This is a genomic window from Microcoleus sp. K1-B1, assembly GCF_036704705.1.
In the GTDB taxonomy this organism is placed as follows: domain Bacteria; phylum Cyanobacteriota; class Cyanobacteriia; order Cyanobacteriales; family Microcoleaceae; genus Microcoleus.
The window spans coordinates 1-11,731 of sequence record NZ_JAUBSH010000144.1; the positions used below are offsets into that span (position 1 = coordinate 1).

6 protein-coding genes are annotated in these 11,731 nt (G+C 48.4%); 1 reads left to right on the forward strand and 5 read right to left on the reverse strand.

All coding sequences use genetic code 11. From position 1 onward, the window contains the following. Window positions 1–677: 677 nt before the first annotated feature. The 4 genes from QUA83_RS29170 to QUA83_RS29185 all read right to left on the reverse strand — a co-directional run bounded on the left by QUA83_RS29170 (window position 678) and on the right by QUA83_RS29185 (window position 6,306). Entirely contained in the window at window positions 678–1,523 is an 846-nt protein-coding gene (locus QUA83_RS29170) for a nitrate ABC transporter ATP-binding protein (RefSeq protein ID WP_333297641.1), read from the reverse strand. Window positions 1,524–1,690: 167 nt separating this feature from the next. Further along, entirely contained in the window at window positions 1,691–3,691 is a 2,001-nt protein-coding gene (locus QUA83_RS29175; protein WP_333297643.1) for a nitrate ABC transporter ATP-binding protein, read from the reverse strand. A gap of 295 nt (window positions 3,692–3,986) precedes the next feature. Further along, window positions 3,987–4,829: a nitrate ABC transporter permease gene (gene ntrB / locus QUA83_RS29180; RefSeq protein WP_333297644.1), complete on the reverse strand. Its 843-nt coding sequence runs from the start codon at window positions 4,827–4,829 to the stop codon at window positions 3,987–3,989. An 82-nt stretch (window positions 4,830–4,911) separates the two neighbouring features. Continuing rightward, window positions 4,912–6,306, reverse strand: coding sequence for a CmpA/NrtA family ABC transporter substrate-binding protein (locus QUA83_RS29185; protein WP_333297645.1), 1,395 nt, complete (start codon window positions 6,304–6,306; stop codon window positions 4,912–4,914). 850 nt (window positions 6,307–7,156) lie between these two features. On the opposite strand from QUA83_RS29185, the gene QUA83_RS29190 reads away from it, so the two are divergent. Continuing rightward, on the forward strand, window positions 7,157–8,434 hold the full coding sequence (locus QUA83_RS29190; protein ID WP_333297647.1) for a leucine-rich repeat domain-containing protein: 1,278 nt from the start codon (window positions 7,157–7,159) through the stop codon (window positions 8,432–8,434). 97 nt (window positions 8,435–8,531) lie between these two features. Here QUA83_RS29190 and QUA83_RS29195 read toward each other — a convergent pair whose 3' ends face one another. After that, window positions 8,532–11,297, reverse strand: a complete 2,766-nt coding sequence (locus QUA83_RS29195; RefSeq protein ID WP_333297649.1) for an HAD-IC family P-type ATPase — start codon at window positions 11,295–11,297, stop codon at window positions 8,532–8,534. Between the last annotated feature and the right edge of the window lie 434 nt (window positions 11,298–11,731).

Here is an 11,731-nt window from a genome sequence, read left to right on the forward strand (position 1 = left end):
TGATAAGTTAGATTTAGACCGGAATTTAATTTTAAATCACCCTAACCTTCCGTCAGTCCTATCCTATGGTACTCTCGCTGCTTAAAAACTGTCCGAAGTATTGGGCTACGATCATCAGTCTGATACCAATTGTTAAAAGTCACAGAACTCCGCCCCGGACTTAGGCTAAACCGTTTCCCTACCCGATATCTGTACTTCACTCCACTGAAAACCGCTATATTGACAACAGCCTTAATCCATGAAACACCCATAAACGTTCCGCAGTGTGCCAGTTCCCAGGGTGGAATGCACCCACCACCGATCGCCCACAAACGGTTAATAACATCAAGAAGAAGCCCACCCTCGATCGAAGGTGGGCTCAGTTCATGCCAGCTTACCGACAGCTAGGCAATCGGGTCTCTTCGCTGGTAGACGTAAAATATCGGAAAAAGATCCGAACGTCCGAAAAAACTTCTCGCCCACCATTAAGCTTCAGTTTACCCAACCGGATCGGGAAAATTGCGCCCGTAGCAATGTTCCCCTGACATCGGGGAACGCTGGGGCTTCAACTTTTCAATAGACTTCTGCAAAAAAGTAAGTCAAGGGCCGGCAGAATGCCCAACCCCTACTCTGCACAAGAATTAAAATTGTTCCAGAAGTCTCATAATTCTCCTGTTTAACTTTGATTTGCCAACCGATTAGGCATCGTGATCGTGTGCAAAGCGACGGAACAGGAAATCTAGGGCGTAGTTCCGCAAATTGTAGTATTCCGGATCTTCCATCATTTGAACCCGATCGCGCGGACGCGGAAAAGGAATCTCCAGAACCTCGCCAATTGTCGCCGACGGGCCATTAGTCATCATCACCAGTCGATCGGCCAAAAACAGCGCTTCGTCAATATCGTGAGTAATCATCAACACCGTACAGCGGTGATCGTTCCAGATTTTCAGCAACTCTTCTTGCAATTCCTCCTTAGTAATTGCGTCCAGAGCACCAAAAGGTTCGTCTAAAATCAGCACTTTCGGGCGAATTGCCAAGGCGCGGGCGATCGAAACCCGCTGCTTCATCCCCCCCGAAATTTGCGGGGGTCTTTTCTGGGCAGCTTCTGTCAATCCCACCATCGCCAAATGCTCATTGACGATCGCATTTTTTTCAACCTTCGACTTATTCGGAAATACAGAATTAACCGCCAGATAAACATTTTCAAACACCGTCCGCCAAGGCAGCAAAGCGTAACCCTGAAACACCACCATGCGATCGGGGCCCGGCTTCGTAATCCGCTGCCCGTTAATCGTCACGGTGCCCTGGCTTGGATGGCTAAAACCCGACACCATATTTAACAGTGTTGATTTGCCACAGCCCGAGTGTCCGATCAGAGTAATAAACTCTCCCTCAGCTACATTCAGATTGACGTTTTCTAAAGCCCTGTAACCGTTGGGGTATTCTTTGTAAACATTGTCCATCACCAAAAAAGGTTGGCGGCGGCCTTTTCCCCGCTGGATTTGAGTTTTGGTGTTCGTCTGGTTGAGAGAAGTATTAATCATGGGTTTGGGAAATTGTGAGTGGGTGATTTGCGAAGGAAGAATGAAGAGGCAATAGGGAAGAAAGAAGAGGGAATTACTAACTAGCATTTAGAAGTTAACAACTAACAATTAACAACCAACAACTAACAATTAGCAATTACCCTGTTTTTATCCAACTCTAAACCGCTTTAAGCAGCTCGGCGGCCGGAATCGAGTACAACTTCAGCCATCGTGAAATCGCGTTTAATCGCCAGATTGTTGAGATAGCCGATCGGATCGTCAGCATTAAACACCGAGCCGTCAAACAAGCTGAGAGAACCGCGAGTGTAAGTAATATCAGCCATCCCCAGCTCTCGCGCCGCCGTGCTGAACGCACCGACTCGCACCACCCGTTCCAGAATTTCCACCCAGTTGCGCGGGAACACAGTATCGCCCCAGCGCGCCATCTGCACCATGTGCCAGAGTTGTTCGGTGCGGCTTGGGCGATTCACCCCCTCTCCAGAAAACAAGTGGTGGGCGTATTCCCGCATCGGAGTATCGAGGTTGCAAGCAACAGATTTCGGGTCGCCTAGTTGGATGTAACTCTTGTCGGTGGCGACGTACTCCCTTCCCGCGACAATTTCCGAAACCTCGGCTGCGTGATTTGGATCGGCGCAATAGTGGCAAGCTTCCAGCAAAGCTTTGACTAGAGCAATGTGAGTGTTGGGATAAGCATTTGCCCAGTCTTCCCGAACTCCGAGAATTTTCGCGGGGTGTCCGGGCCACAGTTCCAAATCTGTCGCCACCGTAAAGCCGACTCCTTCCATCGAGGCCCGCAAGTTCCAAGGTTCGCCGACGCAGAAACCGTCAATAGTGCCGCCCTGCAAGTCAACGATCATTTGAGCCGGTGGGATATTTTTCAGCAACACATCGCGATCCGGGTCAATGCCGCCGGAAGCCAGCCAGTAACGCAGCAACAGGTTGTGCATCGAAGAAGGGTGAACGATGCCCATACGGTGCGTTTGCGCGGGCGTTCTCTGGAGCATTTTTTTAAAGTCTGCCAGAGTGTAGATCCCTTGGTCGTAAAAGCGCCTCGCGAGGGTAATTCCGTTGCCATTGCGGCTCATGGTGAGGGCTGTAACCGTCGGAATCGGCTTCTCTTGGTGGCCCCCCAAGCTCAACCACATCGCCATCCCAGAGGGCATTTGAGCTGCGTCTAAGTAACCTGCGGCGATGCCGTCTACGATGCCGCGCCAGCTTGTTTCCCGCACGAGGTGGACTTCATCGAGGCCGTGCTTGGCAAAAAAGCCTTTTTCTTTGGCTACAGCCAGGGGAGCACAGGCTGCCAGCGGAATAAAGCCGAGTTCGAGGTTGACTTTTTCCAGGCCGTGGCGGGCGATCGCGGGTACTTTCCGCGCCCGCAGTTTTTTGACGCGCTTCTGCTGGTTAAGGAAGTAAATCATTTCGCTACGTAGAGCGTAGTAGCTGGGGTGTGAGACGACTTCCATCCGCTTGCGGGGGCGGGGGATGTCTACTTCGAGAATGCCGCCAATCTTCGATTCTGGGCCGTTGGTGAGCATGACGATGCGATCGCTCAGCAACACTGCCTCATCCACATCGTGCGTTACCATCAGGGCGCTGATTTCATACTCTTGGCAAATTTCCATCAACTTTTCTTGCAAGTTGCCGCGAGTCAAAGCGTCCAAAGCGCCGAAGGGTTCGTCTAGAAGTAACAGTTTGGGGCGCAGGGCCAGAGCACGGGCGATCGCCACGCGCTGTTTTTGTCCCCCTGATAGCAATGCAGGTTGCTTCTCAGCGTGGGGAGTCAAGCCCACCATGTCAATGTGTTTTTGAATGATTTCGAGGCGTTCGGCTTTGGGTAAGCCGCTCATTACCGAATCTACAGCTAGGGTAATGTTTTCTCTGACCGTCCGCCACGGTAGCAGCGAATAGTTTTGGAATACTACCATGCGATCGGGGCCTGGCTGGGTGATTCTTTGCCCTTCAATTGTCACCAATCCTTCTGTCGGCATATCCAAACCTGCGACCATATTTAGCAGCGTAGATTTGCCGCAGCCTGAGTGTCCAATTAATGAGATAAATTCGCCTTTCTTAATTTCCAGATCGATGCCTTTGAGAGCAATGTATGTGCCACCGTCTGATAAATTAAAAACTTTTTCGAGTTGTTCTACTGCAATCAAAACAGACATGATTTTCTTGCCTTTATTGTAGGTTTGTCATTTGACTGTTGACTGTTGACTGTTGACTGTTGACTGTTCGCTGTTCGCTGTTCGCTGTTGATATATAACAGCTAATAGTTAATATATGACTGGATACAGCAACCTGTTTCTTAAATCAACCAAAAAACTTTTTTTAATCCATTAACAAGAGTTTAAAAAAAAGGTTTCTCAGCCAGGGAGTTCGTAATTGCTGTAACCGTGAACCGTCAACAGTCAACAGTCAACAGTTAACAGTTAACAGTCAACAGTCAACATATCTAATTAGCTACTTTCCTTGAGGGGGAGCAATCTTTTGTTGCAACCAAGCCATCAGCCGATCGAGCAACAAACCAACAGCCCCAATGTAGAACACCGCTAACAGAATTTCGCTGATGTAGTTTTGCTGGTAAGCATTCCAAATAAAGAAGCCGATACCCGTAATCCCCGACATCACGATTTCCGCTGCAATAATCGCCAGCCAAGCCAAACCGATCGCAATTCTCAATCCTGTGAAGATGTAAGGAAGCGCTGACGGAAACAAAATATTCATGTAATATTCCTGACGAGAAAGTTGCAGCACTTTCGCCACGTTGTTGTAATCGTCGGGAATTTGGCGAACACCTTCAGCCGTGTTGATCAAAATCGGCCAAACTGAGGTGATAAAAATCACGAACAAAGCAGCAGGTTCGTTTTGTTGCAGCGCAGCCAGGGCGATCGGCACCCAAGCCAAAGGCGCTACCATCCGCAAAAACTGGAAAATCGGATCTAAAGCCTTGTTCAAGAAGGGATTCGTACCTACCAAAACACCCCCAGCAATTCCCACAGCAGCGGCTAGAGTGTAGCCTTTTGCCACCCGTTCCAAACTAGCCAAAGTCTGCCAAAATAATCCGACTCCGTAGGTTTTGGAGTTCATAAAAGGATACAGCAACAATATCCGCGTCCGTTCGTCAGTCCAAACACTGATCGGTCCCGGCAGTTTGATCAGTCCGATGCTCGACAGGAATTGCCAAACTAACAGAAATCCAATTATTCCCAAAATTGGCGGCAAGATATTTGGGGAATTCTTCTTCCAAAACTCGCCAAATGCTCCTTGTGCATTGCCGCCTCTCCGACTTGTACTTACAGCCATGCTGCTAATCTCCTATCTCTGGTGCTGTGGTGTATTTTCGAGACTAAATTTCGAGACTAAATTATGGGAAGCTAAGACCCCATCACACTTTTTTAATTGCCAAACTCTTAAGGTAAGCTTCGGGATTTTCCGGGTTGAACTCTTTGCCGTCAAAGAACTTCTCAATGCCGCGAGACGTACTTTTCGGAATGTCAGCATCAGCAACTCCGGCTAATTGAGCTGCTTTCTTCCAGATATCTTCGCGGTTGACTTTATCGATGAGTGTCTTTTTGTCTGCCAAGGTTTTTGTCGGCAGGAAACCCCAGCGCACGCTTTCGGTTAAGAACCACAAATCGTGACTCTTGTAGGGATAGGAAACGTTGCCGACGCCATCATTCCAGTACAGCGGACTCATCTTGAAGTCGTTGATGTCTGGTTTGCCGTCGCCCATAACATAATTGCCTTGATAAGGAGGCGTCAAAACCGTCGGAGATACGTCAAAGAAGTTTCTTCCAGAAGTAATGGCGACTAATTCGGCTCGATGTTCGGGCTTGTCGCACCACTGCTGCGCCTCAATTAGTCCTGCGAGTAAGGCTTCGGTGGCTTTGGGGTGTTTGTCTACCCAGTCGCCGCGAATTGCTAGATATTCCTCTGGGTGAGCTTTCCAGATTTCGGAGGTGAGGGCGGACATGAAGCCGATGTTTTCTTTGACAATCCGCAGGGGCCAGGGGTCGCCGGTGCTGAAAGCGTCCATGCTTCCGGTTTTCATGTTGGCGACAGTTTGGGCGGCCGGTACTGTTAGCAGTTCGGCATCTGCGTCGGGATCTATGCCATTAGCTGCCAGCCAGTAGCGAATCCAAAAGTCTTGGTTGACTTTGGGGAAGGTGTAGGCTGCTTTGAAGGGAGTACCTGCTTGTTTGAGGCCTTTGATGTAGTCTTGGGCCGCTTGATCTAGTTTAAGTCCGAGGCCTTTGCCTTGGTGTTTGGCCGCGATCGCAATTCCATTTCCGTGAGTGTTCAACTGGGCTAGAACATACATGGGAATTTGGACGCCGTTTTTGGTGATCAGACCTTTACTAATTTGATAAGGCATCGGCATTTGCCACTGGCCGCCGTCAATGCCGCCGCCTGCCGATCCAATTTCTAGGTTATCTCTGGCAGAGCCCCAGTTGGCTTGCTTAGCAACTGTTACCTCAGTCATGCCGTATTTGGCAAAAAAGCCTTTTTCTTGGGCAATGATTAAAGGTGCTGCTTCGACGATCGGGATGTATCCCAATGTGATTTTAGTGCTTTCAATTCCTTCGACTCTTTTCTCGTTGGCAACAGCCACTACTGAGGTAGCCGCGGGTATTGCACCGTCACCACCGGCAGTTGCACCGGGTTCTGGGGGATTTCCCAAACAACCTTTGAGCAGTATTGAACCCAGGGCAGATGCACCTGCTTTGAGGATAAATTTACGCCGAGAAAGCGCAGAAAATTCATCTGAAAATATTGTCATAGCCTAGCCTCGCTGCAATTCATAATCTTCTGTAACAACATTCACTGAAGGTTATCAACGCGCTTTTTTGCTGTTCGCTAATTGGGTTTAGCGAACTGTTTTGAGCGCTGGTTAGCAGGTGGGAGCAAAAGATTTATCGCTAGTATAAGTCTTTAAACTATCCCTGCTGATTTGACTTGTTTGATTAATATCAATATTTCGATCGGCCGAGTTCTGTGAGGTGGCAAAAAGCGAGCAGCACATTTTCTTGGCTTCGTTATTAGCTTACCGTACTCTTGCGGAAATTATAAAACAATTATTAAATTTGATTGATAAGTAAATCTTTTGGGAGTGCGCTATCGATAAGCAGGGCTGTTTCATTCTCTTGTAGGGGCTGCCACGGGGGCCGGCCCCAATCCCTGAAACGCTTAATAAATCGTGGATGGGGAGGATCGGCACGGAGGCACGACAAGAGTCAAAACGCTGGTTTTCCTGAGAAGCGAACAGATCTTTATTGATAAGGAGCCGTTGGGAAGAGCGATCGGGTTTGCTTATCAAAACTCTTCAAACCAAGATTTGCTGGGTGAAAGTTGTAGCGAAGGGCGATCGGGGGGCTTTCAAATCTATTGTCAATAAGCGACAAATATCGCCACCACCACACATTTACTTTGTTAATATATCTTTACTTTTTTTGAGTCGTTAATTGTAGTAAATTATACAGAAATAATTATTATTTTACGCTTCTGCTGTTTTCACACGGTTAACTGGTTTTCAGTGGTGGACTAAAATTGGCGCTTAATCGTAAGTGATTTACCAAACTAAATATTAAAGGCTAAAACTTGAGAGTTCAGAATATTAGAGGTACAAGATCATGACACTTATAGTTGCAGACAAACACAGAAATTTACAAAGATCGATCGCAGTTACTTGTAGCGCGATCGTCCTAGCATTATGTGGAAGTGGACTATCTGCTGATGCCGCCGAAACGCGATCGTCCAACAGTAGACGAACATTTGCTGATTGGTGTCGCCAAAAAGCTGATTTGAGTCCTGAAGCTAAACATACTGTTGAGGTGCTGTTGAAAAAAGCTGAGACTACAAACTGTGATAAGGCCGATCGGAAACTTTCGAGTCTCATTGAACTCGACCTCATCAACAATTCTATCAGCGACATCAAACCATTGCAATCCTTGACCAACCTGGCCGATCTAGACCTCACATTCAATCAAATCAGCGACCTCAAACCGCTAGAATCCTTAACTAATCTGAGCGATCTCGACATCAGGAGCAATAAAATCAGCGACCTCAAACCGCTAGAATCCTTAACTAACCTGACTGTACTCTCCCTCGGCGAAAATCAAATCGGTGACATCCAACCGCTAGCATCTTTGACTAACCTAAAGCGTCTAGAGCTCTGGAAAAATCAGATCGGTGACATCAAGCCGCTAGTATCTTTGACTAACCTAACTTTGCTCTGGCTCAGCGAAAATCAGATCGGTGACATCAAACCGCTAGTATCTTTGACTAACCTGACTTCACTCAACCTCAGCGAAAATCAGATCGGCGACATCAAACCGCTAGTATCTTTGACTAAACTGACTTCGCTCTGGCTCGACAAAACTCAAATCGGCGACATCAAACCGCTAGCATCCTTGACTCACCTGAAACAGCTCTTCCTCTACAACAATCAGATCGGTGACATCAAGCCGCTAGCATCCTTGACTAGCTTGACTGAACTCTGGATCAACAACAATCAGATCGATGACATCAAACCGCTAGCGTCCTTGACTAACCTGACACAGCTCAACCTCAGCCACAATCAGATCGATGACCTCAAACCGCTAGCATCTTTGACTAACCTGACCGATCTCTTGCTCGACAGCAATGAAATCAACGACATCAAACCGCTAGCATCTTTGACTAACCTGACCGATCTCAGGCTCGACAGCAATGAAATCAACGACATCAAACCGCTAGCATCTTTGACTAACCTGACTTATCTCCGGCTCCTCAACAATCAGATCGGTGACATCAAACCGCTAGCATCTTTGACTAACCTGACTGAACTCTGGCTCAACGGAAATCCGATCGCTCCCAAAACTTGTCCCCTCAAACCAGAGTCTATCTGTCATTGGGAACCCTTAAATTAAATGCTAAAACTTTACAGGCGGTAGGGTGCGTCAGTGGGAAAATCCGAGTTTATCGTGCTCACCACAAGCCTGACGCACCATACAGGTTAATGGTGAATTAGTTGGGCGGATCGAACCGGTTCACCGACAAAGCAACACCGATCATCGGTAGCGCGACTCCGAAACAAATCAGCCACTGATCCAGATTCATCGGAGCCGTCTCAAATATGCGATTGACAAACGGAGAATTAGCAAAGATGATCTGCAAAATCACCGCCAGGACAATTCCCACACCGAGGGCGGGAGCGCCGCTAACTTCTTCCTTAGAACCGCTAAATTTAGCAATCAAAGAAGGCAACAACTGGCTGAGACTCAACAGGTAAAAAATTCTCCCCATTACCAAAGCTTGAATCGCCATCGTGCGGGCCAGTGCCAAAGTTCCCCAATCCGCTTGGCGCACCCATTCAAACATTCCGAAAATCAGAGTCCAGTTGTAAAGAGAAATAGCGATGATCCGCTTGATCCGATTTCCGGTGAGGAAAGGTTCGTTTACTGGTCGGGGCTGCTGTTTCATGACTCCCGGTGACTTGGGCTCGAAAGCAAGTGGCACAGTCATGGTGATCGAGTTGAGCATATTCAGCCAGAGAATTTGTAGCGACAAAATCGGCAATTCTCGACCTAGGAGCGTGCTGAGCAAAATTGTCATTGACTCCCCGCCGTTGACTGGGAGAATGAAGCTGATTGCTTTGAGCAGATTTTTGTAAACAGATCGCCCTTCTTCGACAGCAGATTCGATCGACGCAAAGTTATCATCGGTAAGAATCATGTCGGCGGCTTCCTTAGAAACCTCAGTACCGCTGCCCATCGCAATCCCGATATCCGCTTGTTTCAGCGCCGGCGCATCGTTAACGCCGTCTCCCGTCATCGCCACGATTTCGCCTTGATTTTGCAAAGCTTCTACCAGGCGGAGTTTTTGTTCTGGGGCGACGCGGGCAAAAACTGAGCCGGCTTCTACGGCTTCGCCGAGTTCCTGCTTGCTCATTTCGGCGAGTTGAGCGCCAGTGTAGGCTACAAGTTCTCTGTGGTGCTTGGTTTTGCGGAATCCCATGCGGCGGGCGATCGCCTTGGCTGTAGCGATGTGGTCGCCGGTAATCATTTTGACTTGGATGCCGGCGGTTTGACAAGCTTGGACGGCTGCGATCGCCTCAGCCCGCGGCGGGTCAATCATGCCTTGGAGTCCCAAGAAAATCAGCCCTGACTCCAAATCCGAGTGATCGACGGAATTTTGGCTTTCGGGTACTGGCTTTTTCGCGAAAGCCAAGACACGCAAGCCTTGCTTTGCCATTTCATCGACTTGATGGTGGATTTGTTCGCGATCGACTTCTACCGGATTTCCTTGGGTATCGAGACTGGAACCGCAGCGGCCGAGAATTGATTCTACGGAACCTTTGACGTACAAAATTTTGCCACTGGGAGTTCGGTGCAGCGTTGCCATGTATTGAAACTGAGATTCAAACGGAATTGAATCCAGACGCTGCATTGACTTGGACAAAATTTGCTGGCTCAAATCAGCTTTTTTGCCCGCAGCAATTAACGCTCCTTCTGTCGGATCTCCGACGACTATCCAATTATCGTCTTTGAATTCCAAGTGAGAGTCGTTGCAAAGCAGTCCAGCTTGCAAACATTCTTGCAAAGTTGGAGCTTGGCTGACAGTAATTGGCAGTTGGTTGAGTTGAATTTCACCTTCGGGGCTGTATCCCGTACCCGTAACCGAGTAGGATTCGCCGCCAGAATAGATTTCTTGCACCGTCATTTGGTTTTCCGTCAAAGTTCCGGTTTTGTCGGAACAGATGACGGTAGCGCCGCCTAGGGTTTCGACTGCGGGCAATTTGCGGACGATCGCGTGGCGATTTGCCATCCGGGAAACGCCTACGGCTAGGGTGACGGTAATGACGGCGGGTAAGCCTTCGGGAATTGCGCCGACAATCAGGGCGACTGCGGGTTCAACTGCTTCTTTAAAGGCTGAAACTCCCGCAGGGACTGGCCGCCCCAATCTAACTGCGAAGGTCAAGGTTGCCATTCCCAACACGAATAACAGCCAGTTTTGACTGAATTGGTTGAATTTGCGGGTTAAGGGGGTGGTGAGGTCGATGTGCCGATCTAATAGTTGGGAGATTTTGCCGGTTTCGGTTTTATTGGCGATCGCAATTACGATGCCGCTAGCTTGGCCAAAAGTGACAAAACTGCCGGCATAGGCCATGTTATCCCGTTCTGCTAGTGGCGTTTCTTTTGGCAGAACTATGTCTCCAGACTGTCCTAATTCTTTTTCGACAGCAACAGATTCCCCGGTGAGTCCCGATTCGTCGATTTGCAAGTCGCGGACTTTCACTAAGCGCAAGTCTGCCGGTACTTTGTCGCCGGAAGTCAGGGTTACTAAGTCGCCGACAACGAGTTCTTTGGAGGGAATTCTTAATTTTTTGCCGCCCCGAATGACTGTGGCTTCGGTGGTGACAGCTTGGGCTAGGGCTTCAATTTTTTTCTCGGCTCCAGCTTCTTGGATGAAACTAATAGTAGCGTTGGTGGTTGTTACGCCCCAAATTACGCTAGCGTTTAGCCATTCTCCGATCACTGCTTTGATTAAACCTGCACTCAGCAAGATGATCAAGAGGGGTTGGTTAAATTGCAGGATAAATTTTAACCAGGCTGGTTTCCCTGCTTTAACCGTTAGTTCGTTGGGCCCGAATTTCTGTTGGCGATGGTTGGCTTCTGTCGGTTCTAAACCGCTTTCCAGGTTGGTTTCTAAGATAGTTGCAACCTTGGATATTTCTAGGTAGTGCCAATATTGCTCTGCTACGTCTACATCGTTGGCGGATCTTGATGGCATGATTCTTCCTGAATATTTGGGGTGTCTGACGAGCTTCGATCGCTCCTTAATAGGCACGCTCAATACAACTCAGCGCTCGTTGGAGCGTGAATATATTGAGCGGCTTAATTGTTGGTTGATTACTTTAACGGGCTGTGACTTACATCTATAATACAACGGATGTGGCCGTTTGTGGCAAGATATTTAGGGAATTTTTTCCGGCGCTACATCTTGTTTGGGACTTGGTGGCTAAGGTGGGGAAAAGTCGATCGAATCCCTTGACATTTTGCAAATTTTAGGTGTGGTTAAAGAAAGGGAGGACACGGAAGTCACGGATTCATTATTGAGCACGAGTCAGGAGTTATCGATCGCAGTTTATTTAAGGGCAGAAATTCCCTCGCCCTGGCTGTCGCGATGCCATCGCCTGCGATCGTTGTGACTTGGATGCCGCAGGT

Bases quoted from the DNA above. Each gene is read 5' to 3' on its own strand.
- QUA83_RS29185 (WP_333297645.1), bottom strand. From the start codon at position 6,306: ATGACAATATTTTCAGATGAATTTTCTGCGCTTTCTCGGCGTAAATTT.
- ntrB (WP_333297644.1), bottom strand. From the start codon at position 4,829: ATGGCTGTAAGTACAAGTCGGAGAGGCGGCAATGCACAAGGAGCATTT.
- QUA83_RS29190 (WP_333297647.1), top strand. From the start codon at position 7,157: ATGACACTTATAGTTGCAGACAAACACAGAAATTTACAAAGATCGATC.
- QUA83_RS29170 (WP_333297641.1), bottom strand. From the start codon at position 1,523: ATGATTAATACTTCTCTCAACCAGACGAACACCAAAACTCAAATCCAG.
- QUA83_RS29175 (WP_333297643.1), bottom strand. From the start codon at position 3,691: ATGTCTGTTTTGATTGCAGTAGAACAACTCGAAAAAGTTTTTAATTTA.
- QUA83_RS29195 (WP_333297649.1), bottom strand. From the start codon at position 11,297: ATGCCATCAAGATCCGCCAACGATGTAGACGTAGCAGAGCAATATTGG.